22 protein-coding genes are annotated in these 23,395 nt (G+C 71.0%); 6 read left to right on the top strand and 16 right to left on the bottom strand.

The features are described 5' to 3' along the window. Window positions 1-34: 34 nt before the first annotated feature. Window positions 35-1,099 (bottom strand): aldo/keto reductase, encoded by a 1,065-nt coding sequence (locus AC1DVZ_RS10440; RefSeq protein ID WP_477618125.1) that lies wholly within the window; start codon window positions 1,097-1,099, stop codon window positions 35-37. A gap of 99 nt (window positions 1,100-1,198) precedes the next feature. Then, window positions 1,199-1,960, bottom strand: coding sequence for an MBL fold metallo-hydrolase (locus tag AC1DVZ_RS10445; protein ID WP_477618126.1), 762 nt, complete (start codon window positions 1,958-1,960; stop codon window positions 1,199-1,201). A gap of 136 nt (window positions 1,961-2,096) precedes the next feature. On the opposite strand from AC1DVZ_RS10445, the gene AC1DVZ_RS10450 reads away from it, so the two are divergent. After that, the gene (locus tag AC1DVZ_RS10450) at window positions 2,097-2,258 is read left to right on the top strand and encodes a VOC family protein (RefSeq protein WP_477618127.1); all 162 of its coding nucleotides are present in this window, start codon (window positions 2,097-2,099) and stop codon (window positions 2,256-2,258) included. 64 nt (window positions 2,259-2,322) lie between these two features. Here AC1DVZ_RS10450 and AC1DVZ_RS10455 read toward each other — a convergent pair whose 3' ends face one another. The 3 genes from AC1DVZ_RS10455 to AC1DVZ_RS10465 all read right to left on the bottom strand — a co-directional run bounded on the left by AC1DVZ_RS10455 (window position 2,323) and on the right by AC1DVZ_RS10465 (window position 7,464). Then, entirely contained in the window at window positions 2,323-4,962 is a 2,640-nt protein-coding gene (locus tag AC1DVZ_RS10455) for a glucosidase family protein (RefSeq protein ID WP_477618128.1), read from the bottom strand. Window positions 4,963-5,169: 207 nt separating this feature from the next. Continuing rightward, a complete protein-coding gene (locus AC1DVZ_RS10460; protein ID WP_477618129.1) occupies window positions 5,170-6,138 on the bottom strand; it encodes a carbon-nitrogen hydrolase family protein in 969 nt (322 codons plus the stop codon). Window positions 6,139-6,252: 114 nt separating this feature from the next. Then, entirely contained in the window at window positions 6,253-7,464 is a 1,212-nt protein-coding gene (locus AC1DVZ_RS10465; protein WP_477618130.1) for an ATP-binding protein, read from the bottom strand. A gap of 202 nt (window positions 7,465-7,666) precedes the next feature. Between AC1DVZ_RS10465 and AC1DVZ_RS10470 the strand changes: the two genes are divergently transcribed. Then, a complete protein-coding gene (locus AC1DVZ_RS10470) occupies window positions 7,667-8,155 on the top strand; it encodes a hypothetical protein (protein WP_477618131.1) in 489 nt (162 codons plus the stop codon). Between the two features lie 132 nt (window positions 8,156-8,287). Here AC1DVZ_RS10470 and AC1DVZ_RS10475 read toward each other — a convergent pair whose 3' ends face one another. Further along, window positions 8,288-8,812 (bottom strand): DUF3806 domain-containing protein, encoded by a 525-nt coding sequence (locus tag AC1DVZ_RS10475; protein WP_477618132.1) that lies wholly within the window; start codon window positions 8,810-8,812, stop codon window positions 8,288-8,290. A gap of 9 nt (window positions 8,813-8,821) precedes the next feature. Beyond that, entirely contained in the window at window positions 8,822-9,148 is a 327-nt protein-coding gene (locus tag AC1DVZ_RS10480; protein WP_477618133.1) for a rhodanese-like domain-containing protein, read from the bottom strand. A gap of 77 nt (window positions 9,149-9,225) precedes the next feature. Here AC1DVZ_RS10480 and AC1DVZ_RS10485 point away from each other — a divergent pair, with 77 nt between their 5' ends. After that, entirely contained in the window at window positions 9,226-10,170 is a 945-nt protein-coding gene (locus tag AC1DVZ_RS10485) for an aminoglycoside phosphotransferase family protein (RefSeq protein WP_477618134.1), read from the top strand. Window positions 10,171-10,196: 26 nt separating this feature from the next. On the opposite strand, the gene AC1DVZ_RS10490 is transcribed toward AC1DVZ_RS10485, so the two are convergent. Continuing rightward, window positions 10,197-11,057 carry an Fpg/Nei family DNA glycosylase gene (locus tag AC1DVZ_RS10490; RefSeq protein ID WP_477618135.1) on the bottom strand — a complete coding sequence of 287 codons (861 nt, stop codon included), beginning with the start codon at window positions 11,055-11,057 and terminating at the stop codon, window positions 10,197-10,199. An 88-nt stretch (window positions 11,058-11,145) separates the two neighbouring features. Here AC1DVZ_RS10490 and AC1DVZ_RS10495 point away from each other — a divergent pair, with 88 nt between their 5' ends. After that, complete coding sequence (locus tag AC1DVZ_RS10495) at window positions 11,146-12,588, top strand: MFS transporter (protein WP_477618136.1); 1,443 nt, start codon at window positions 11,146-11,148, stop codon at window positions 12,586-12,588. Between the two features lie 39 nt (window positions 12,589-12,627). On the opposite strand, the gene AC1DVZ_RS10500 is transcribed toward AC1DVZ_RS10495, so the two are convergent. The 4 genes from AC1DVZ_RS10500 to AC1DVZ_RS10515 form a co-directional block, all read right to left on the bottom strand. Beyond that, on the bottom strand, window positions 12,628-13,689 hold the full coding sequence (locus AC1DVZ_RS10500) for an App1 family protein (RefSeq protein ID WP_477618137.1): 1,062 nt from the start codon (window positions 13,687-13,689) through the stop codon (window positions 12,628-12,630). Window positions 13,690-13,698: 9 nt separating this feature from the next. Then, the gene (locus AC1DVZ_RS10505) at window positions 13,699-14,385 is read right to left on the bottom strand and encodes a hypothetical protein (RefSeq protein ID WP_477618138.1); all 687 of its coding nucleotides are present in this window, start codon (window positions 14,383-14,385) and stop codon (window positions 13,699-13,701) included. Window positions 14,386-14,504: 119 nt separating this feature from the next. Beyond that, complete coding sequence (locus tag AC1DVZ_RS10510) at window positions 14,505-15,395, bottom strand: GAF and ANTAR domain-containing protein (protein WP_477618139.1); 891 nt, start codon at window positions 15,393-15,395, stop codon at window positions 14,505-14,507. 56 nt (window positions 15,396-15,451) lie between these two features. Next, window positions 15,452-16,630 carry an endonuclease gene (locus AC1DVZ_RS10515; protein ID WP_477618140.1) on the bottom strand — a complete coding sequence of 393 codons (1,179 nt, stop codon included), beginning with the start codon at window positions 16,628-16,630 and terminating at the stop codon, window positions 15,452-15,454. Between the two features lie 178 nt (window positions 16,631-16,808). On the opposite strand from AC1DVZ_RS10515, the gene AC1DVZ_RS10520 reads away from it, so the two are divergent. Continuing rightward, window positions 16,809-17,591 carry a fructosamine kinase family protein gene (locus tag AC1DVZ_RS10520; protein WP_477618141.1) on the top strand — a complete coding sequence of 261 codons (783 nt, stop codon included), beginning with the start codon at window positions 16,809-16,811 and terminating at the stop codon, window positions 17,589-17,591. A gap of 9 nt (window positions 17,592-17,600) precedes the next feature. On the opposite strand, the gene AC1DVZ_RS10525 is transcribed toward AC1DVZ_RS10520, so the two are convergent. The 4 genes from AC1DVZ_RS10525 to AC1DVZ_RS10540 all read right to left on the bottom strand — a co-directional run bounded on the left by AC1DVZ_RS10525 (window position 17,601) and on the right by AC1DVZ_RS10540 (window position 22,817). Then, complete coding sequence (locus tag AC1DVZ_RS10525) at window positions 17,601-18,107, bottom strand: mycothiol transferase (protein WP_477618142.1); 507 nt, start codon at window positions 18,105-18,107, stop codon at window positions 17,601-17,603. A gap of 106 nt (window positions 18,108-18,213) precedes the next feature. Then, a complete protein-coding gene (locus AC1DVZ_RS10530) occupies window positions 18,214-20,832 on the bottom strand; it encodes a DUF7507 domain-containing protein (RefSeq protein WP_477618143.1) in 2,619 nt (872 codons plus the stop codon). A 123-nt stretch (window positions 20,833-20,955) separates the two neighbouring features. Continuing rightward, window positions 20,956-22,068 (bottom strand): S-adenosylmethionine:tRNA ribosyltransferase-isomerase, encoded by a 1,113-nt coding sequence (locus AC1DVZ_RS10535; RefSeq protein WP_477618144.1) that lies wholly within the window; start codon window positions 22,066-22,068, stop codon window positions 20,956-20,958. Beyond that, window positions 22,065-22,817 carry an SDR family oxidoreductase gene (locus tag AC1DVZ_RS10540; protein WP_477618145.1) on the bottom strand — a complete coding sequence of 251 codons (753 nt, stop codon included), beginning with the start codon at window positions 22,815-22,817 and terminating at the stop codon, window positions 22,065-22,067. The genes AC1DVZ_RS10535 and AC1DVZ_RS10540 overlap by 4 nt, the downstream gene beginning before the upstream one ends. 109 nt (window positions 22,818-22,926) lie before the next feature. On the opposite strand from AC1DVZ_RS10540, the gene soxR reads away from it, so the two are divergent. Then, window positions 22,927-23,394 carry a redox-sensitive transcriptional activator SoxR gene (gene soxR, locus AC1DVZ_RS10545; RefSeq protein ID WP_477618146.1) on the top strand — a complete coding sequence of 156 codons (468 nt, stop codon included), beginning with the start codon at window positions 22,927-22,929 and terminating at the stop codon, window positions 23,392-23,394. Window position 23,395: the final 1 nt, after the last annotated feature.

Raw genomic sequence — 23,395 nt, forward strand, 5'->3', positions numbered from 1 at the left:
TAACCCCGTCCCCGCCTCCCCGCGGGTAGCGCGGCTACTCGCGGCCGGACGAGATCCAGGCCGGGTCCTGGCTGAGGTTGCGGCCACCCTCGACGAGGTCCGCGGCGCCCTGCAGTCGAGCCAGCTGGTCGTCGTCGAGGTGGATCGCGAGGGCCCCGAGGTTCTCGTCCACCCGCTCGGGACGACGGGTGCCGGGGATCGGCACGACCGGCATACCGAGGCGCGCGCCCTGGGCGAACAACCACGCCAGCGCGACCTGGGCCGGGGTGGCGCCGAGCTCGGCGGCGACGGCCGTGACCACCTGGACGACCCGCTGGTTGGCCTCGAAGCCGGCGTCGAACCGCGGGTGACCCTTGAGCATCGACCCGGCCACCGCCTCCCTGGTCATCGCCCCGGTGAGGAAACCCCGCCCGAGCGGCGAGTAGGGCACGAAGCCAGCCCCCACCTCGCGTGCGGCCGGCACGACGAGGTCCTCGACGTCGCGCGACCAGATGCTCCACTCGCTCTGCACGGCGGTGATCGGATGGACCGCGGCGGCCGCACGCAGCTCGTCCGCGGTGACCTCGGACAGCCCGAGGTGCCGCACCTTGCCCGCTGCGACGAGCTCTGCCATAGCGCCGACGGTCTCCTCGATCGGGACGGTCACGTCTCGGCGGTGCAGGTAGTAGAGGTCGATGACGTCCGTCCCGAGACGTCGCAGGCTCGCCTCCGCCGCACTGCGGACGTATGCCGCGTCGCCGCGGACGCCCGTGCCGCCCGGTCCGTGGGTGGGGACGCCGGTGATGCCGAACTTGGTCGCGAGCTGCACCTCGTCGCGGCGGGTTCGCAGCAGCTCGCCGACGAGCTCCTCGTTGGTGCCGGCCGGCCCCGACTCGCCCTCGCGGGGGCGGCCGTAGACGTCGGCGGTGTCGATGAAGGTGACGCCTGCGTCGACGGCGTGATGGAGGGTGCGCAGTCCCTCCGCGGGGTCGGTCTCGCCGTAGACGTGCGTGATCGCCATGCCGCCGAAGCCGAGGCGGCTGACCTCTAGGCCGTGGCCGAGGTCGATGCGGGTGATGGCGTCGGGGCTCTGGGTGGCGTGGTTGGTGGTGTCGCTCATGGGGTGGTGCTCCTCCCTGTTCGGTCCACTCGTTCACAACCCCACGGCCCGCGCGATCCTTCCCTCGCCAGGAGCCGGGTGAGCGCAACGGCGCCGCGTTCAGCTGGCTGAGTGTCGGGCCTGCTCCAGGTTCGACTGGTGGGGGCCGGAGAGCCAGTCGTTCTGCTGCAGACGCGCGTCGACCGGATCCTCTCCTCGGCGCAGCGCATCGATGTAGGCACGATCGGCGGCGAGGCGCGCGGCCACTTCGGGGCCTTCGGCCACGGCGCCGTGGCCGGGGATGACGACCTGGACGTCCCTGGTGGCCTCACCCAGCCGGTCGAGGGCCGACGCGTACGCGTCCACCTGGCCCGGGCGGCGAGCGTCGAGGAGCGGGATCAGGACATCGGAGAGCATGTCGCCCGCGACCAGGACGCCGCGGTCAGCCAGGAGGAGCGCGGCGTGGCCGGGGGCGTGCGCCTGGTGCTCGATGACCTCTCCCGGCAGGGGTGCCCCGTCCGAGGGCAGCGGGGTGAGGAGCGCGACCAGCTCGAGAGGGATGCCCGACGCGCTGTCCGCAGCCATCGCCTGCGCCCGCTCTCGGGCTTCACTGGCAACCCGGGCGCCGGTGGCGGTGGCGTAGCGCGGAACGTCACCGAAGCGGGAATGCCAGAGCAGGTGGTCCCAGTGCGGATGGGTGGAGAACCCCGCGACCACCGGGATGCCGAGCCGGTCCACGTCATCGGCGAGCTGGTCCAGATCGGAACCGTCGATGCCGGGATCGACGAGGGTCAACCCAGTCTCCCCGCGCACCACGACGGCGTTGCTCCAGACCCACTCGCTCTGCCGGACCCAGACGCCGTCAGCCACCTCGTTCAGCATCGAATCACTGTGTCAGGTGTGTGCGTCCGGCGCGAGGCGCCCGGCGATGGCGCCCGCCTGGAGCTCGCTCGCTTCGTGCGACCCGATTCACTGCCTGGCTCACCGACCGCCATGGCCAACGAGCTGGGACTGCAACGTGGCCTTCGAGGTGGACGACGTGCAGGCGGCTGTCGACTGGGCTGCGACAGAGGGCTACGGGCTGGTCGGGGGCACTGGCGAGTACGAAGGCACGTGGAAGATGGCCTATGTCCGGGGCCCGGAAGGGATCATCGTCTCCTTGGCCCAGCGCCTCGACTGAGCCTCGCCACGAGCCGGGGCAACGCCGTTCCACCGAACGCGGAACGGCGTTGCCACGGCGTGGTTCACGAGGCCGTCACCACCAGGGTGTGCGACCCGGCCTTGGTCGGGACCGTGACCTCGAGGCCGCGGTTCGTCGTGCGGCTCGTCCAGTCGGACAGCACCTGGCCGTCGAGCACGACCTGGGTCACCGTGCTGCCACGCGGGACGGTGTGCCCGATCCAGACCTTGTCGGCGCCGACGGCCGAACCGACCTTGATCGTGGTGGTGTAGCGCGAACCGAGGACCGAGGCCGAGACGTCGGCGAACCCGCGGCCCAGCCGGATCTGCTCACCGGAGGCCGACGGCTGTCCGGCCGGCACCTGCGGGACCACGACCAGCTGACCGTTCCCGAGGTCGGGCTGGATGCCGAGCCACTGGTGCACGACCGCCCAGGCGGTGCCGTAGTTGCCCCACGCCTGCATGAACATCGAGCGGCAGGTCCAGCACCGGTCGATGTTGGCGCCCTGGTCGGGTGAGGGGAAGATCTCCGGCATGGCGCCCGGCTGCTCGTCGGGAGTCCCGCCCGTGGCGGGTTCGGCGAACATCGGGTCGGCCAGAGCGTGCGTGTAGCGCTGCTGCTGTCCCGCTCCGAGGCGGCCGTAGTTGCCCTCGCCGATCGACTGGATCGACGTCGTCAGGCCGAAGACCACCTTCTCGCCCGTGCCGTTCTGGCCGCCGCCGCAACCGGTGTGGAACAGACCGGTGGACAAGGGTGCCGTCCCGCTGTAGCAGGGGTCTTCCCGGCCGGCCAACGCGGTGTTGCCGTGGGCGAACGGCGCGAGTCCCGGCACGGTGCGCCCGTTGACCCGCAGCTCGGCCTCCATCGGGGTCTGGCCGATCCAGTGCTTCTGGAAGGACTGGACGTTGCCGGGGTCGGTGAGCGAGTCGGCGTACTGGGACGCCGCGGCATACCACCACGCATGGTCGAAGCGGTCCTGGATCTGGCGGGCGAGGTTGTTGGCCCACGCGAAGGTGGTGCCGTCGTGCTTGGCCTTCGCCATGTCGGCCAGGTCGTAGAGCCCGCGGATGTAGTAGACGGTGTTGTCGAGCTTCTCGGTGCCCATGCCGCCGCGCTCGACGTTGCCCAGGCCCTCGGGGAAGCCGTCGTGGTCGGCGTCGAGGGTGCGCGTGACGTACTTGAGGTTGCGCACCGAGAAGTCGTACAGCTCGTCGCGGAACCCGTTGTCACCGGTCCAGCGCCACAACAGCGCCACGGTGCTCGGGAACTTCACCGTCTCGTCGGTGTTGAAGTTGTATGCCGTGCTGCCGTCCGGGTTGGTGYTGCGCGAGTCCTGGCCGTACCAGATCGACCCGTCCGAGACGACCTCGTGCGTCACGACGCCGGAGCGGTCGTTGAGGATGTCGGACACCTCACGCAGCGCCCGCAGGTGGTCCTTGATGGCCTCGAACTGCCCGACCGAGACGGACGCGAAGGCGGTGTACTCGGCGTCCGTGCCGAAGATCCACGGGTAGTCGGGGAAGCCGGCCCCGATCCAGGTCGCCTTGGCGACGGTCCCGGACGGTGCGGGGAACTGCTTGCCCTGGTTGGTCCAGCGGATCTGCAGGTCCGTCGCCGTCTGGGTGAGGTCGGCGATGTTCTGCTTGCCCCACTGCACCGCGTCCTGCACGAGCGGGTCGCCGGGCAGGGACAGCTGGGTCATCTGCGACAGCGCCTGGCGCGAGGCCTTCTTGGCGGCCAGCGCGGCGGCGGGGTCGGCCAGCGCCTTGGCGAGCTCGCCGCGAGCCGAGGTCAGGCTCGCGGCCTGGGTCGAGCCCTGGTCGGAGCCGGCCACGCCCAGCCAGATGGTCTTCGAGCCACCGGCCGGCAGGTCGAGGTTGTACGTCAGCCGGCCGCCGGTGCCCTTTCCGAACGGACCGTCGTCACAGACGGAGGGCTTGGGGTCGGCCGGGGCGCCGGTCTCGGTGCCGGTGCAGCGGTGGCCGGGCTGGGGGCCATAGAACTGGGGACCGATCTCCCCCGTGGTCGGGGTGGCTGCGGTGCCGACGACGGCGGCGTAGTGGTGGACGGGCGCCCCGGGGAGCGCGCCGTCGTCGGTGAAGGCGAGGCTCTTCCCGTCGTAGGCACCGGTGTCCTGGATGTTGTCGCTCGCGTTCGGCGTCACGCCGCCGAAGCCCCATGGGTACTGGCCCATCAGCTCGGAGTGCGCGTCGACCGACAGCTTGGCCGTGCGGGCGGCACCGGGATTCGTCACGGTCAGCCCGAAGAGCGCGCCGCGGACGCCGTCAGGCACGAAGTCAGTGCGGGCGACCTTGAGGCCCGCGGTGTCCGGCAGGTCGTAGCGGCTGTACCCCCACCCGCTGGTGAACTTCGTCGCGGGACCCACCCACTGGTCGTCGAGGCCGAACCACACACCGTCGACCATCTTCATGGGCGGGGTCCAGACACCGCCCATCTCACCGGTGATGTGCCAGCCGTTGGCATAGAACCGGCCGTCCTCGAACCCGATCGAGTAGGCGCGTGTCCCGGCCGAGACCTCCCGCCGGTCGGCGAGGCGGGTGCTCACCGACAGCTCGTCGCCGGCTGCGGCGACCGCTGCTGCGGTTCCCCCTCCCCTCGGCGTGGCAGTGGCTGGCACCTGTGCCGCCATGACGGCCGCTCCGAGCAACAGCGCTGTGGCACCGGCAACATGAGATCGAGACATCGTCGTCCTCCGACCCAGAAGGGGGAGCGGCGCCGGGCGGCGTCGCCTGGGTGGTCAGGACCGTACGTCCGAGGTTTTCGGACTACTTTGTCCGGACCTTGGGACGCTACACCCGCCCCTGCGCACCGGCAACGCCAGACAGCTGGCCACCTCACCGAGGGCGCCTCGGGCCGCTCACCTGCGCAAACGCGCCGCCGGGGCGCTCGGTCAGGCTCCGTGCGCGGGAGGCTCCTCGGCCAGGACCGTGACGGCGCGCTGACGCCGGGTGTCGACGGTCAGCTGGAAGACGTCGGGGCGGTGGTAGTGACCGACGGGGTCGAACATCCGCCGCCCGGCCGCCACCGCGGCGAGGTCGATCTCGGCGGTGAGGATGCCCTCCTCGTGCCGCAGCGGACCCGCGACGATCTCGCCGTTGGGGTTGCAGATCACGCTGTTGCCGGGCTCGACCCACTCGGCCTCGGCGCCCTCCTGCGCCCGCCACACGCGGTCGCGGTCCGGGAAGTCGGCCGGGATCTGGTCGACGCGCAGGCAGGGGTTCACCCCGAGCACCCACACCCGACCCTCCCGGGCGATGTGCCGCATCGTGGCGATCCAGCCGTCACCCTGCGCCAGGGTCGGCGCGACCCAGATCTCGACGCCCTGGGAGTACTGGTGGAAGCGCGCCAGCGGCATGTAGTTCTCCCAGCAGATGAGGCCACCCACCCGGCCCAGGTCCGTGGGCACGACGTCCAGCATCGAGCCGTCGCCCATGCCCCACACCGTCCGCTCGGATCCTGTGGGCATGAGCTTGCGGTGCTTGTTGAGCAGCCGGCCATCCGGCCCGAAGTACAGGAGCGTGTTGTAGATCGTGGTCCCGTGCGGCTCTCGCTCGTCGACACCGACCACCACGTATGCCGCGGCCTCCCGGGCGGCGGCGCCGATCCGTTCCGTCGTGGGTCCGGGCACGACGACGGCCTGGTCGACGAGGCGGGCGTACCAGGCTTCGTCGCCGTCCCAGATGGGGACCGAGTCGATCCAGATCGGTGTGCCGGGCACGAACACCTCGGGGAACACGATCAGCTCGGCGCCCCGAGCGGCGGCCTCCGCGATGAGCCGTACGACCTTCTCGGTCGTCGCCTCGCGATCCATCAGCACGTACGCCGCCTGCACCGCAGCCGCCGTGAAGACTCTGCTCATCGAGGCACCTCCACCCGACACGTCGCCCAGGTCAGGCCCAGGTCGGGCGAGCCCTGCTCCTCACGGTAGACCGGTTGCCGTCGTGATGACCCACCTCAGGTCGTGTTGCCCACCTCAGCTGGCAGAGCGCAGGTAACGGCCGAAGTGGGGGACGGTGAACGCGATCCGGCCCCTCTCGCCAGAGTAGATCAGACCCTTCTTGAGCAGCGCGTCCCTTGCGGGAGAAAGGGATTGGGGCTTGCGGTCCAGCACCTGCGCCACCGAGGCGGTTGGGACGGACTCGGTCTCGTCGACCTCCTCGCCGGCTTCGGCCAGCGTCAACGCCGCGTCCGCCATGGCCCGCAGGTACTCACGCTCGGCGGGCGTGGCACGTTCGAACCGGGACCCGAAGAAGCCCACGCCCAGCTCGGCCTCTGCCTCGRGTGCGGCGACCATGATGTCCTCGGCCGTGATCGGCGAGCGCGGGGCGACGTCCCACGCGACCTTGCCGTAGGCCTGGACGAAGTACGGGTAGCCGGCGGTCGCGGCATACATCGCATCCAACGCCTCGGGCGTGAACTCGGCCTCCTCGTCGGCGGCCGGCGCGACGAGCGCGAGGTCGGCCGCGGCGCGGTCGAGGCGGTCGATGCGTTGGTAGCGGAACAGGCGCTCGGAGTAGGACTTCGAGGCGGACAGGACGGCCGGGAGGTGCGGGAGTCCGGCACCCACGACGATGACCGGCAGGCCCGACTGGGAGATCTCGTGGCAGGCCGCGCAGATCGCCGACACGTCGTCGGCCGACAGGTCCTGCATCTCGTCGATGAAGATCGCGACACCCCGACCCACGTCGGCCGCCAGCCCACCCACATCGGTGAGCAGCTCGACCAGGTCGATCTCGATGTCGCCGGAGTCCGCGCGTCCGGTGGCCACGGGGGCATCGATGCCCGGGTTCCACTTCTCGCGCAGCTTGGCGCCGGGAGCGGAGTCGCGCTGGGCAAAGGCCTTGATGACCCCGAGGACGTGGTCCACCTCGTCACCGGCGGGGTGACCGAGCTCGCGGACCGCCACGTGCAGCGCCGCGGACAGCGGCCGGCGCAGGCCCTGGTCGGGGCGTGCCTCGAGCTTGCCCGTACCCCAGTGGGCGCGGACGGCGGCGGAGCGCAGGGCGTTGAGCAGCACCGTCTTGCCGACCCCGCGCAACCCGGTGAGGACGATGGACCGCTCGGGTCGACCACGCGCGATGCGTTCGAGCACGACGTCGAAGGCGTGCAGCTGCTCGTCACGACCGGCGAGCTCGGGTGGGCGCTGGCCGGCTCCGGGCGCGTACGGGTTGCGTATCGGGTCCACGATCGCAGGGTATGGCTGTCTCTAGCGTTTCCCTGAGATTTCGCGATACGCGCCGATCGTGTCGCCCTCCGACGGGTCCAGGGTCGGGGTTCAAGTCGAGCTTCAAGTCGAGCCCAAGTGCCGCCCAAGAGGCGCTGGCCACTGTTGCCTCACCAACAGCGCCGGACCGCCCGGCCAGACCAAAGATCACTGGAGTCATCCCATGAACGTCCGCACCATCACCGCCGTCGCCGGCGCCACCTTCGCGCTCGTGGCGCTCGTCCCTGCCAGCGCTCACGCCGCCACGGTCGAGCGCCTCGACCGCAGCCTCTTCGACAGCACCCCGAGCGTGTCCACCTCGAGCTGGCACTTCGACGGGCTGACCGCAGGGCCACTCGGAGGCGCGCTCGACCTGGTCATCACCGCCTCCGATGGCACCTTCCCGACCGCCCCCGGGTCCTGCGAGCCGGTCGACGTCCGCGCCGTCCTGCAGGTCAGCCCCGGCGAGGTGCTGACCGTCACCACCGCCGGCGAGGCGTGCGCCCACATCATCGATGCCAGCCTCAGCGTCAACGCCTACTTCGACAACGACGACGTCGTCTACTCCGGAACCGACCACAAGAAGGCCAAGGTCGTCGGGGACGGCCTCATCGCGGCGGCACACAGCTGGCTCGGGGGACAGGCGAGCGTCTCGACGTCCGTCCGCTGGTGAGATCTGGAGGTGGGCCGCGCGGGTCCGCTCAGCCCACCTACGTGGGCTCACCTTCTGGGAGCAGGCGCTCCGCGGCCGGCGCCCTGGTCAGCGCCCTGGGTCAGCGCGCCCTGTGGTCAGCGCGCCCTGTGGTCAGCGGCGGGTGCGGCGGCGGACGATGTGGCCGACGACCGCGGGGATCCAGCCGGTCTCGCCGCGCATCCAGCGGCCCGCCACCAGGTTGTGCGGGACGACGACGAAAGAACCCTTGAAACCCTCGGTGAGCGACAGGTCGGTGCCGAAGACATCGGTGACCACCTGCCAGTCGAGGTCGGTGTGGCGGTCGATGTGCTCGCCGATCCCCACCGCGTAGCGCTCCACGATGGCGGCGTGGTCGGGCCGGGCACCCTCGGGCGCGCCCGACCACGCGGCATACGCCCTGTCGAGGCCGGCACTGAGCGAGTCGAGGTCGTCGACGTCGACGCCCTCGGCGGTCAGCGACTCCAGCGCCGCGGCGATCCGGCCACGCTCACCGTCGCCGAGCGGGTCCACGAGCGGGCGCAGCGAGGCGCCCGGGTCGAGCGTGTCGCCCGCATCAGGGAGCGTGCGCTCCCCGGCCTCGGGCACCTCCGGCACCTCCGCGGCGGAGTCGTCGCGGCCCCGACCGAACCACGCCATGGCCGTGACCTACTTGACCGTGGCTGAGCCCGAGTCGGCGACGAGCTGCTTGCCCGCGCCCTGCCATGCCTTCATGCCACCGTCGAGGTTGGCGACGTCGAACCCCTGCTGGGACAGCCAGGCGACGGCCCTCGAGGAACGGCCACCTCCGCGACAGGCCACGGCGAGCGTGCCCGCGTCGATGTCGGGCAGCTCGTCGAGCCGGGACGGCAGCTCGCCGAGCGGGATGTGCAGGGCACCCGGCGCGTGGCCGGCGTCCCATTCGTCCTGCTCCCGCACGTCGAGGAGGACGGCGTGGTCGTGGACGTCCGTGACGGGCACCTGGGGGATGGTCATGCCCCAATGAAACACCCCCGCCAGACCACGCGGAAATCCAGTGGGCAGACCGTCCCCCCGGGCGGCACAGTGTGGCCATGACGAGCAGCGCCGCGGCGATCGCCCGGGTGGTGGCCACCGCCCGCGCCCAGGTGGGTGACCACCCCGCTCTCGTGCCGGTGCTCGACGGCCTGCCCGAGCTGCTCGCCGACCTCGTGGAACGCTGGTCGCTCACCCTCGGCGAGGTCTACACGGAGGGGCTGGGCGTCCCCGTGGTCGCCGTCGACTCCGACGGCGCGCCGGCGGTCCTCAAGATCGAGCAGGCGGGCCCCGGCTTCACGGCCCAGGTGACCACCCTCGAGGCGGCCAACGGACGAGGGTATGCCGCGGTGCTGGCGTCCGACGCCGCCCGCGGCGCCGTGCTGCTGGAACGTCTCGGTCCCAGCCTCGCCTCCTCGAGGATGCCTGCGGCGAACCAGCTCGACCACCTGGCGGCCACGCTGCGGCTGGCCTGGGAGGTGCCGGTGTCCCTGGCTCCGGAGGTGGCCGCCGGTGAGGACAAGGCTGCCGGGCTGGGCGGCATCGTGCGCCGATTCCGCCAGGCCGACGACGAGGAGCGGTGGGGCGCCGCCCTGGACCGAGCCCACGAGCTGGCCCGTCACCTGTCGGCGACCCGCGACCCCGCGCGCGACGTCCTCTGCCACGGCGACCCACACCCTGGGAATGCGTTGCAGGCCGACGGGATCCCGCGCTACAAGCTCGTCGACCCTGATGGCTTCCGCTGCGAAGCGGAGTACGACGTCGGCGTGACCCTGCGCGACTTCAGCAGGGAGATCCTGGCCAGCCGTGACCATTCCCTGGCGCGCGAGCGGCACGAGGCCCTCTGTGTGCACGCGGCGGAGCTGACCGGCACGGACCCGGAACGGGTGCGGCAGTGGGCGTTCGTCGAGCGAGTGACGACGGGCCTCTACCTGCGGTGGTTCGACGACGACGAGGCCGCCGAGTCGTTCCTCGACGCCGCCACCGTGCTGCTGCCCGACTGAGTCGGCGGCGACCTGCCACCTCGCCGCTACTTGAGGAGTCGGGACATCCGTCGATCGGCCAGCGGCTTGCCACCGGTCTGGCAGGTCGCGCAGTACTGCAACGACGAGTCGGCGAACGACACCTCACGCACGACGTCGCCGCAGACCGGGCAGGAGTCGCCGGTGCGGCCGTGCACCCGCATTCCGGCGCGCTTGGCGTCCTTGAGCTCCTTGGCCGGTTTGCCGGACGCGGTCGCGACGGCAGCCGACAGCGTTCCCCGCAACGCGGCATACAGCCGGTCCACGGCCTCGTCGTCGAGGGTCGCGGCCATCGCGAACGGCGACATCCTGGCGACGTGCAGGATCTCGTCGGAGTACGCGTTGCCGATCCCGGCGATGAAGCCCTGGTCGCGCAGCAGGCCCTTGATCTGTGAGCGTCGCCCGGACAGCAGCGCACCAAAGACGTCGCGGGTGAACTCGTCGGCCATCGGGTCGGGTCCGAGGGAGGCGATCCCGGGAACGTCGTGCGGGTCACGGACCAGGTAGGCCGCGAGACGTTTCTTGGTGCCCGCCTCGGTGAGGTCGAAACCGGACGCGTCGGAGAACCGGGTCCGCAGGGCGATCGGGGACTTGCCCGGACGCAGCACCGTGTTGGGCATCGCGTCCGACCAGCGCAGCCAGCCCGCGCGGGCGAGGTGGAAGACGAGATGGACACCGTCGCAGTCGATGTCGACGAACTTGCCGTGCCGCGACACTGCGTCGACGGGAGCTCCCGTGAGGGCCTGCGGCGGCGGGTCGAAGGTCTTCAGCACCGAGAACGACCCGAGCTCGACCCCTGTCACGGCCAGCCCGACGGTCCGCTCGGCGAGGAAGTCGACGAGCGCCTGGACCTCGGGCAGCTCCGGCACAACGCCGAGTTTGTCAGAGATCCGCAGCGGATCCGCGGGAATCTCCCGCACCGACAGGCCCCTTGCGCGGCGGTGCGACGATGGAGCCATGACGACGACGGCGGCGCCCCATGAGCTGCTGCGGCTCAAGTCGCACACCGGTCGGCTGGCCCTCGCCACCACGGTGCTGGGGAGCGGGATCGCCCTRCTCGACAGCACCATCGTCAACGTCGCGCTCCCGACGATCGGACGCGACCTCGAGGCCGACCTCGCCGGGCTCCAGTGGGTCGTCAACGCCTACGCGCTGACGCTGGCCTCCTTCATCCTGCTCGGCGGCTCGCTGGGTGACCGGTTCGGGCGACGAGCGATGTATGCCGTGGGCGTGGGTGGGTTCGGCGTCGCTTCAGTGCTCTGCGCCCTCTCGCCGACGGTCGAGGTGCTCGTCGCGGCACGCGCCGTCCAGGGTCTGTGCGCTGCCTTGCTGGTGCCGGGCAGCCTCGCGATCCTCCAGGCGTCGTTCCACCGGGACGACCGGATGGCCGCCATCGGCGCCTGGACCGGCCTGCTCGGTGTCGCCACGGCGTCGGGACCTGTGATCGGCGGCTGGCTCGTCGAGCGTGACTGGAGATGGGCCTTCTGGGTCAACGTGCCACTCGCGGTGGTGGTCGTGGTGCTGAGTCTCAAGTTCGTGCCAGAGTCGCGAAATCCGGTGGCCAGCAAGCACATCGATGTGACTGGAGTTGCGCTGGCCGTGGTCGGGCTGGCCGGACTGACCTATGGCCTGACCTCGCTGTCCGACGGGCTCAGCGTCTCTGCCCTGGCCATCGGCGGCATCGGGCTGATCGCGCTGGGCGCGTTCGTCCGCGCAGAGATGCACACCCACGATCCGATGGTTCCTCCCTCACTGTTCGCCAACCGGGTGTTCACCACCATCAACCTGGTCACGCTCCTGGTCTATGCGGGACTGTCTGCCGCGCTGTTGTTCCTCGTGCTGTTCCTCCAGACCGTGGCGGGGTGGTCCGCCCTCGCGGCCGGCGCCGCGACGCTGCCCCTCAGTGTCGTCATGCTCGTCCTCGCGGGCCGCTTCGGGAGACTCGCGGCCAGGTCGAGCCCCCGTCCCTACATGATCGGCGGAACCCTTGTCGCCGCAGCGGGATTCGTGCTGCTGGCCCTGTCACCCCGAGACGCCTCCTACGTCACCGACGTCTTTCCCGGCATCACGCTCGTCGGGCTCGGCCTCGCCATGACGGTCGCCCCCCTGACCGGCACCGTGCTCGCCGCCGCGCCGGACGAGCTCGCTGGCACGGCGAGTGGCGTCAACAACGCCGTCGCACGCACGGCCGGGCTGCTCGCGGTGGCGGCGCTCCCCCCACTGGTCGGGTTGGGCGGTGCCGACTACGCCTCGGCCGATGCCCTGGCGCCGGCCTACCGGCTGGCCATGCTGATCTGCGCCGGGCTCTTGGTCGGCGGCGCGGCCCTGACGGCGTTCGGCCTGGCCGAACGAGAGACCCCCTGCGCGGATGCCCCCCACCTCGACGTCACCGGCCGCTAGTTCTCGCAGGGGAGCGGCGGGCGCGGGGCGGGGCGCCGCCTAGAGGTCGAGGGCGATGCGCAGCAGGCGCACCAGGCCGTAGCCGTCGCCCGCGCGGCATACCGGCACTTCCCGCTCGTGGCGGCCACGCGGCGCGGCGAACTCCTCCAACGACACGGGTATGCCGTGCGACAGCACCTGCTCGCCCGGGGTCAGCTCGCGGATGGCGATGGCTGCGACCGTGTGCGGGCGTTGCTCGGCGAAGTCGCCGTAGATCTTGGGGTCGTGCTGGCCGTCGTCACCGACGAGGACCCAGCGGATGTGGGGGAACTCGTTGGCGAGCCGGTGCAGGCAGGCCTGCTTGTGCTCCTGCCCGGACCGGAACCACCCGGTGTTGGTCGGGCCCCAGTCGGTGAGCAGCAGGGGTCCCGGCGGGTAGCCGTGTCGCCGCAGGAACCGGGTCAGGGTCGGCGCGGTGTTCCAGGCGCCGGTGGAGACGTAGACCATCGGGGCCTTCGGGTGCTCTTCGAGCAGCTCGCGGTACATCGTCGCCATGCCGGGCACCACGTGGCGGGCGTTCTCGCTCTTCACGAAGGTGTTCCAGGCCGCGATCATCGGGCGCGGCAGGGAGGTCGAGATGACCGTGTCGTCGATGTCGCTGATCAGGCCGAAGGTCTCGTCGTCACCCACGATCATGACGGCCGCCACCACGTCCTCGKCGTCGGCCGCGGTCACCGTCACCTCGTGCCAGCCCGGCTCGAGTCCGTGGTCCTTGACCTTCGTGTCGATGTAGCCGCTGCGGTCGCTGCGGGTGTGCACCGTCTTGGAGCCGACGGTGATCGTCACCGGGACGTTCATGGCTGGTGCGGTGAGGAACGCTCGCCAGCCACGGCGCTCGTCCTCGGCGGACCGGAGCTCCGCGGCGGAGGCGCCGGCGTCGGCGCGCTCACCGGCCTCGGGCCGTCGGGTCAGGAGCACCCTGCCGAGCACCCGGGCGAACTCCTGCGAGCCGTAGCCGGTGTGGGCCACGATCCGGGTCTGCCAGCCGCGGCGGCGAAGGGCCGAGTCGACCTGACGGTGCCAGGCGTCCTCGACGATGGAAGCGCGATGCGGTCTGGCCATGAACAGACCCTATGGCCTCGCGAGGACCGTCCTGAACTGGTCGACGAGGCGATCACTGGTCGCGCCGGGCCCGTCGAACTCGAAGATCTGCTCGCCACGGCTGGCGATCAGCAGGGGACCGCCGCCGAGGTCGAAGTCCTGGGCGAGCTCGAAGTCCTCCGCGGCCAGCTCCCGGGCACGTTGGCTGCCCGCGAACAGCTCGATCGCGGGACCGTCCAGCCCAAGACCCGCGCAGATCGACTCGAGGACTCCCGGTGCGTCGAGCGGTCGTCCGTCGACGAAGTACGCGTGCTGCACGGCACCGAGGACGGTCGACACGGGCAGCTCGCCCGCGGCGAGGAGGGCGATGAGGCACGCGGCCGGTGCGTTGGCGGCATACCGGCCGGACTGCACGACCTCCACGTCGACGAGCGAGCAGGCGGCACTGAGCACCGCGCTGACCGAGGGCAGGTAGGCCCAGGAGGCGGGGTCGTAGATGTCCATGACGTAGACGAGCAGGGTCGACGGGTCGGCCGTCGACGGGAGCCCGTGTCCCGCCCATCCGGTGGCGAACCTGCCCGGCACGCCGAGTCCGGAGGTACGCCCCGCCTCGTGTCCACAGCGCAGGTGTCCACAGCGCAGGCCGAGCCTGGTCGACGGGCGGGGGGCGCCACAGCTCGTGAAACCGCCGCGGCAGGTGCGGGGGGCACCCTTCATCTTGCAGACCTCCTGGGGCGTAACCGCCGCCCGTGAATGCACAGACCCAGTCAGACAAAAAAGCAACCGGGGTGGCCGTGTGGCCGAACCCGGTTGCTTCAGGTGGAGTCGAGACTAGCTCACAGCGCCTCGGAACGCGAGGATCGGGCCTCCGCGACGATCTGGGAAGCCAGCACGCGGAGCTTGAGGTTCTGTTCCTGGGACTGGCGCCGGAGCAGCTCGAAGGCCACGATCTCGCTGATCGAGTGACGGCCCATCAGCACACCCTTGGCCTGTTCGATCACCGCGCGGCTGGCCATCGCCTGCTCCATCTGGGCGGCCACCTCACGGGCACCGGCCACCTGGACGGCGGCTGCCAGAGCATCGGCCGCGCGGGCCGCAGCCATCCGCACGAGCACCAGGTCACTGTGGTCGAACGCGTGCCGCGCGTAGCCGTAGAGGTTCAAGGCCCCGAACCGCCGACCGCCCGACTCCAGCGGCAGCGCGAGCAGGGACTGCACCTCTCCGGCCTCGCACCCCGCCATGAACGCCGGCCAGCGCTCCTCGCCGCCGGCGAAGTCGACGAGGTTCTCCCGGCCGTTGCGGAACGCGTCCRGGCACGGCCCGTCGCCGACGGCGTACTGCACGGCGTCGATCTCGAGCGTCCCGGCCGTGGTGTAGGCCGCGGTGCGCGGCCGGTCCTCCATGACCACCGTGACCCCCACCGCGTCGCAGCCGTCGATGTTGGCGTTGACCGCCGCCACGAGCCGATCGAGGTAGGGGGCGAGGTCGTCGAGACCCTCGAGCGAGCCCGCGAGCTCGCCCATCAACCGCTGGGCCGCGGCCAGGCTGCGGTCACCGGCGTCCTCGTGGAGCGCCTCGGCCTCCCGGGCGTCCCGCTGGGTGATGCGCGAGGAGGGCGGGGTGCTCGAGATGTCCTCGGCCGTCGCAGCATCCGCACTGCTCCGGGTGCTCGGGGTGCTCGGGGTGTTGTCCGGTGTGAGGTCTGGGACGGCGGCCAGCTCGGGCATGGGGGATCCTTCAGGCGGTGTGGTGTTCACGCTCACCGTACCCGCCGGTCAGCTCCCTAGGGCCAGATGGAGCCGATCCACTCCGGGTGGTCGATGAAGGGGTTCCGGTTGTGCTGCCAAGTGTCGTAGATGACCTGGTTGCGCCGCACCTCGAACGCGTCCGGTGGGTCGCCGGCGCTCCACGCCTTGAGGACCGAGAGCCTGCCGATGGCGGGGGCGCTGCCATTCGCCACGGAGTCGTTCGGCTCGAGGTTCGGCCAGCCGTCGTCGCCCTCGTAGCGGATCGCCATGTAGAGGATCATCCGCGCCACATCGCCCTTGACGGCGTCGCGCGGCTCGAACGAGTCGCCGTCCCGCCAGCAGTCGGCGCACTGGCTGACGGCCGAACCCCCGTTGTCGAAGTCGAGGTTGCCGCGATCGGAGTTCACGGTGACGTCCTCGGGACGGAGGTGGTGGACGTCGGTCCCGGGTCCGTTGGCGGTGCCGAAGTCCCCGTGGCTCTTGGCCCAGACGTGCTCGCGGTTCCACTGGTCGATGCCACCGCCGTTGTCGGACTTGGCGATCGAGCGCCCCGAGTAGATCTCGATGACGTTGGAGGTGTGGTTCGGGTCCTGGTCGGTGTCCTTGAGGGCGTCCCAGACCTGGTCGTAGGTGAGAACCGTCTGGGTCCTGATGATCGTGTGGAGCGAGGTGCGCAGTGCCGAGCCCGACTTGTCGATCGCGGTGGCGTAGTAGGTGCTGTCGTACGGACCCGGTGCCGTGGTGGTCGAGGTCGGGGGCGACGTGGTCGTCGTCGGGTCCGGGTCGGGGGTGCCGCCGGTGATGGCCGTCGGTGACTTCTGGCCCGCGTGGGAGAAGTAGGCCGTCAGGGTGCCGGTGACCGTGATCTTCGTCCCGAGCTTCGACGGGTTCGTCTTCAGCCCCCAGGCCGCGCGCCACTGCGTCGTCAGCTGGACGTAGAGCATCTTCGAGGTGCCGGTCTCGCTTGCCGAGTCAGCGAGAGCGATTGCGAGGTCCCCCGTGAAGTTCGACCGGTTGACGGTGCTCGTGGCCACCGGCTCCCCGACGACGTAGCCCGTCACGGTCTGGCTCGTGCCGTTCTGGGTGGCGATCGCCTGCGCCACGGTCAGCGGGGTGGCCGCCAGTGCCGTCCGTGCGGTGACGGCGAGGAAGGCGACGAGCAGGAGGGCGGCGAGGGCCGCGAGGCGCGGACGCACCCGGATCGTGAGCTGCATGCTGGCAAGGTGCCAGCCGCGCGGCATACAGCGGGTGGCCGGGCGGTCAGCGCCGGTGCCGGGCTTGGCAAATTTCCCGTATGCCGTGTTGCGGGCCGGGCGCCCACGCGCGGTTGGATGTCGCAGCGCGGTTAGATGGCGGGATGGCACGCGCGCGGCTCGGACCTCGGAGCCCCCGGTGATCGAGCAGCCCTCGACGGTCTTCCGCAAGGGCAGTCGGTCGGCGCCGGATGGCTACTTCCGCTGGGAGGCGGCCGGTCTGGCCTGGCTCGCCAGCGCCCAGGGCGGGGCGGACGTGGTCACCGTGCTCGACGTCGCCTCCGACCACCTCGACCTGCGCAGGCTCACCTTCGCCAACCCCGACCCGGCCATGGCCGAGGCGTTCGGCGCCGCACTGGCGCGGACCCACGATGCCGGCGCCGCGGCATACGGGAGCCCGCCGGACAGCTGGGAGGGCGATGGCTTCCTCGGTCCGGCGACCGCGCTGCTGCCCCTGCCGCTGCGGGCCAGCGGGACCTGGGGCGAGTTCTACGCCGAGCAGCGCCTGCTGCCCATGCTGTCGATGGGGATCGATAGGGGTATCTACCACCGATCCGATATTGCGCTGTTCGAGCGGGTCGTGCGTCGAGTCGCCCACGGCGAGTTCGACGACGGGGCGACCCCGGCCCGCATCCACGGCGACCTCTGGTCGGGCAACATCGCCTGGACGCCCAGCGGTGGGGTGCTCATCGATCCCGCGGCGCACGGCGGCCACCGGGAGACCGACCTGGCGATGCTGGCGTTGTTCGGGTGCCCGCACTGGGACTTCGTGATCGGCGGCTACCTCGAGCAGCACCGGCTCGACGCGCAGTGGCGGCAACGCGTGGGGTTGCACCAGCTGCACCCGCTGATGCTGCACGGGGTGCTCTTCGGTGCCGACTACCCGCGCCGGGCCCTGGAGCTGGCCCGCCGATACCGCTAGGTCCGGCGCTCAGCCGTCCAGCAGCCCGCGGAGGAAGGCGGCCTGGCCGACGTGCTGCTGGTCGTCGTTGACCACGCTGACCAGCCGTACGCCGAGCGTGACGGGCGGGTCCCAGCGCTCGTCGACCACCCGGCCGAGGTCGCCGGGGGTGAGCGGCCGGACGTAGTCCACGGTCACGGTGTGCACGGCGTCGAGGTAGCCGACCAGCTGGTCCGGGTCGAGACCCCGCACCTGGGAGACCTGGTCGGGGGTGTGGCCGTAGCCCGTGTCGCCCGGTCCGAACGGCAGCCGGAACCGCTCGTGCCAGCCGCCGCTCRTCCACACCTGCTCGTGGCCCGCAACCTCCGCGATGTGGTCGTCCTGGATGCGCGTCAGGTGCCAGACGAGCCACCCGATCGAGTTGGTCGTCGGCGTCGGACGCTGCGCGAGCTGCTCCGCGGACAGGCCACGGACGGCGGCCTCGGCGCCCTCGCGGATCCGGGTGAAGGCGTCGACGAGCAGGTCACCGAGGGTCATGTCCCGGATCCTAGGCAGATCGCCCAGGCCCTGCCTCTCGGAAATCTGGGAGAGACAGGGCCCGGGCGTGCCATTGCCCGACACCGACCCTGGCGGCCGAGGCGACTCAGGCGTTGGTCCGTCGCCGCCGACTGACCACGGTCAGGAGGACACCCAGCAGCAGCACCAGCAACGCCACGCCGAGGAGGCGTCCGACGTTCGCGCCGGTGAAGGCCAGGATGCCTCCCGATCCGGGCGGCGTGTCGGTGAAGGTGAGCCCGCCGTCGGGGTCGAGGGGGGTGTTCGTGCTGCTGGTGGGCGACTCGACCGGGTCTCCGGTCGGGGTGGTGCCCCTGCTGAGCCCGACGTTCCCCACGTGCCCGGCGTCCACATCGGCTTGGGTGACGGAGTACTCCGCACTGACGCACGTCATCGACTCTGAAGGCGCGAGAGTGCTGCGCGGACACGTGACGGGGATGCCCGCAGCCGCGAGCAGCCCGTCGTCGATGCTGAGGTCGTGCAGCGTGACCTCACCGGTGTTGGTCACCACGAACGAGTAGTGCAACACCTGACCCGGACCCGTCAACGCGGTCTCCTGGACCGTCTTCACCAGGCTCAGCGACGGAGCCGGCGGGGACGGGGGAGTGGTGCAGGCCGAGTTGTCGGACGTCGTGCCCTGCTCCTGGCCCGCGGGCACGGACACGGAGTTGAACAGGCCGGTGCCCGGACCGGCGCAGCTCGTCGCCTGCGTCTGGTTGGTGTACGTGAACGTGATCGAGAGGTGGTAGGTGTCGGTCGCGCCGGCGGCGAGAGTGGTGCCGGACCCGCGCAGGACGATACTGCCGGTTCCGTTCCAGGTGCCGGAGCCGGCACCGGTCCAGGACCCCGCCGTGGTCGTCAGGTTGGCGGCGAAGTCAGGCGTGTCCGTCAGAGGACCGTAGGTCGCCGTGGCGGTCCCGGAGTTGTGGACGACGACGTCGTAGTCGACCGTGTACAGGCCGTTGGCGTCGGGCCCGGTGACCGCCCCGACCGTCTTCGCGATGTTGACGTCGGGGGTGGGGATCGCGTTGTTGGTCAGCGTGCAGCTGATCGCGGCCCCAGCCACCGGAGTCACGGAGATGGACCCGTTGAAGGCCGCGCCGTTCGGCAGTCCGGTCTGGAGCCCTGCCGAGTCCGTGCAGGCGATGGTGGTCGTGTAGGCGGCAAGGTTGGCGCTGGACTCGGTGAGGAAGTAGGGGCTCCCGGCCGTCGCTGGGTACGCCCCGGTCGTACCCGTGCCGGGGCCCACCGTGGACCCGCTACCGGTGGTGGTGGAGTTGGCAGTCGCGTTGACCACCGGTCCCGTCGCCGAGCCGCTGTGGATCTCGACGGTGAACTGGTCGCCCGCTCCGGCGCGAGCGGTCCCCAGGGCCTTGGTGAGCGTGATCCTCGGGGCCTTCACCACCAACGTGGCGGGGCCCGGCGGGCTGAGGTTGGTCGTGACGTTGAGGGGGCCGTTGGTGTACGAACCCTCCGACGTCGCGGTCACGTCGACCGTGATGGTGCAGGAAGCCTGTCCCGACGGGAGGTCGCCACCCACGACCGCAATCGATCCCGACCCTGCCACGGCGGTGGCTGCGAAGGGCACACCGACCGGTGGGTTGTCCTTGCAGGTGCCTCCGACGGTGGCGTTGCCGGCGATGGTCATGCCGGCGGGGAGGGTGTCGGTCAGCGTCCAGTCGTTCTTGGCGTCGAGCTCGCTGGTGTTGGTGACCGTGATGGTCAGGGTCGACGTGCCGCCGGGAGCAATGAGGGCGGGGCTGAAGGCCTTGTCCACCTGGGGCGTCACGTCGATGAGGCGGACGTTGTCGAAGGCTCCATCGTTGCCGTTGGTGGTGCCGTTGTTGTTCCACATCTCGATGCCGACCGCGCTGGTGCTGGCCTGGAAGGGCGCGTTGGAGGTCATCGAGTTGATCCGGACCGTCTTCGTGACAGTGCCGAAGGCGCCGCCGATGTTGGCCGTGACGGACTGGGTGTAGGCCTTGACGTTGGGGTCGGACGTCGTCTGGCAACCGTTTACTGGAGAGCCGATCGGATGCGCCACACCCGCCGAGTCCGTCCAGGCGAACTGGTAGGAGGGGTCTGCCGCCGCGACGTTGCAGTTCGTGTAGGCCGTATCCACACCGAACGTGTAGTAGTGGCCCGGCGTGACCGAGATCGGCTTCACCGTCTTGAACATGACCCCGTTGGCGGGCCCCGCGGGGATCGTGTCGCAGACCTGGCCGCCCGTCGTGTCGGTCGACTGGCACTCCGTGTAGGAGCTGCTGACGTGTTGCGTCGTCGGTGAGCCCGGGCTGAACTGCTGGCCCATGCCCAGGGCGAGCATGCGAAGGAACTGGTAGCTCAGCACGCCGCTGTCTTCGGAACAACGGTTGTTGGCCCCGGAGGCCACGCTGCCCGAGATGGCCCACGCAGGGGTCGTGGAGTTGGCGTTGCTGAGGATCACGCCGTTGCAGCGTGCCGCGTCGATCCAGGCGGGTGAGCCGGTGTAGGTCTCCCCGGTAGCGCCCACGTAGGTCGTGGAACCGGGCGCCGAGTAGGACTGGGCCCCCAGGGCGGTGTTGGTGGTGCCGTTCTCGAAATCCTCGACGAAGACCGGCGTGCCGGGCTGAGGCACTCCCGGGCTCCCTGGAACGGTCGCTGAGGCGCCCCCAGCGAAGAAGGTGCCGGCCCCCACCGAGCCGAGCACCAGGACAAGCACCGTCATCGATGCCACGGACCAGCTGGGGCGAGTGTTCAGCCCGAGCCACGATTTCTTGTTGGTCTTCCCCACGAGAGGTAAAGACGGCCGGGACGAGGTTGCGTGACGCAACGCGCGCGATGAGGTGGGTCACACGTGAGCGTTTGGATCGCGCAAAGTCGAGGTGCGTCCACCCGGGAGCAGCAGCCCCGAGTCGCCGAACTCGTGCCACAGGTACCCACCCCTGGCCGCTTCGTCATAAGCGCGCTGGGTCAGGTCCCGCCCGGCCACCGCCTCGACGAGCAGCAGGTGCGAGGCCTCCGGGTCGTGCCACCCGGTGACCAGACCACCCACGACCCGCGGCGGGTCGTCGCGGGAGACCACGCGCGTCGTCCACCCGGAGCTCGCAGTGAGCGCGCCGCTCACGTCGTCGACGGCCGACTCGAGGGCGCGGGTCACCGTCGTCCCGACCGCGACGACGCGGCCGCCACCTGCGCGGGTCGCGTTGACCAGCCGGGCGACCGTCGCCGAAACCTCGAACCACTCGGGTTGCGGCGCCTCACCCGCCTCCTGCGACGAGACTCCCGTGTGCAGGGTGACCACTGCGACGCCGACCCCTGTCGCGACCAGCCGGGTCACCAGCTCGGGACTGAACGGCCTAGCGGCACTTGGCATTTCGGCGCTACCCGGTCGCGTGGCGAACACCGTCTGGTAGGCCGCGAGCGGATAGCTCCGGTCCAGGTAGCCGTAGGCGATGGGTCGTCCGTACCGCACGAGGTGCTGCTCCAGCGGACGCGGTCCGCTCACCGCCGCGCGCCACAGCCGGTTGCCGCTCCCGGTGGGGGAGGAGGCAGCCCTCGGGTAGGGCGCCAGCAGCGTGAGCCGGCCACCGGCCGGGAGCTCGAGCTCGTCTCCTACCTCGGCGTCCAGGATCGCGCGTGACGCGTCCGGTGCCGTGCGCAGCTCGACCACCCAGGTGCCGTCGTCGAGCCTGGTGGCCGCGTGCACGACGACCGGACGGCGGGGGCCGGCCATGGCATCGAACTCCGCCGCGAGGGTGGCCGAGTTGTTGACCACGACCAGGTCACCAGGCAACAGGTATGCCGGGAGGTCCCGGAAGAGCGCGTGCGCCACTCCCTGCTCGGTCACCACGAGCATCCGCACCTCGTCGCGCGCCAGCCCGCGCTCCTCGGGTGGGGCGGGCGCGGTGGAGTCGTCGGGGCTGTCGAAACGGGTCAGCGGAGCGACGGAGAGACGGGTCACGCCGAGACCCCCCGCTGGTCGGCGGAGGCGATGACGCCATTCCCCACGGGTTGGGCGGCCCGCGCGGTGGCCACGGCGAACTCGGCGGCCCGGTACCGGCCGTTGGCCGGCCGCTGGCGTAGCAGGGTGCGGATGGCCGGCACGACCGTCTCGGGCAGCGGGCGGTCGCTGATGTCCTCCCCGGGGAAGGCTGCCTGGTGCATCGCGGTTCGCATGTCTCCGGGGTCGATCGCGTAGGCGGCGATCTGCGGGTTCTCGGCGCCGAGCGTCAGGGTGACCTGGTCGAGCGCGGCCTTGGACGCGGCATACGCGCCCCATCCCTCGTAGTGCTCCACCGCCGCGTCCGACGAGATGCCCACGAGCACCCCTCTGGAGGCGCGCAGCGCCGGGAGGACCAGCTGGGTGAGGGCCAGCGGGGCGGCGACGTTGGTGAGCCAGACGTCGTCGAGGCCGTCGGGGTCGACCTCCGCAAGGGGCGGCAGGGGGGTGGGGCCGAGCGTGCTGGCGTTGTGCACCAACAGGTCCAGCCGACCGGTCGTCGCCACGGCTGCGGCGAGCGCCTGGCGGTGTGCCGGGTCGGTCACGTCCCCCGCAACCTGGGTGATGGTGCCGGGCAGCGACCCCACTGAGTGGTGCAGCCGTTCGACGTCCCGGCCGTCGACGACGACGTGCCAGCCGTCCGCGGCGAGGTCCTTGGTCAGGGCCAGGCCGAGTCCGGCCGAGCCACCCGTGATGAGGGCGGTGCGCATGATGCCTCCAGTTGCGATGTTGCGATGTTGCGAAGTTCGACTGATGGAGACATCATCAAAGTTAAAGTGAACTTGAAGTCAAGCGCAGGTCGAGACGAAGGGGCAGGACGTGGACACGACCGATGTGCTCACCGTGTCCGAGGTGGCCGAGCGCAGTGGTTTCGCGGCCTCGGCGTTGCGCTACTACGAGCGCGAAGGGCTGATCGAGGCGTCGCGCACGTCGGGCGGCCAGCGACGGTACGCCCGCAGCGTGCTGCGCCGGCTCGCGTTCATCAGGGCAGCGGGCAACGTCGGGCTGAGCCTCGACGAGATCCGCCGTGAGCTGTCCAACCTGCCTGCCAACCGCACGCCGACCAAGTCCGACTGGCACCGGATCTCGGCCCACTGGAGGACCCGGCTCGACGAGCAGGTCGCCGCGCTGGAGGCGTTGCGCGACAAGCTCGACTCGTGCATCGGCTGCGGCTGCCTCTCGCTGCGCCAGTGCGGCATCTCCAACCCCGCCGACTACGCCGCCTCGACCCCGGACGCTCCCGGCGCCGCCTACCTGCCGCCGCTGCTCCGGCGTCCACCGCGCTGAG

The organism is Pedococcus sp. P2_E5, assembly GCF_056403895.1.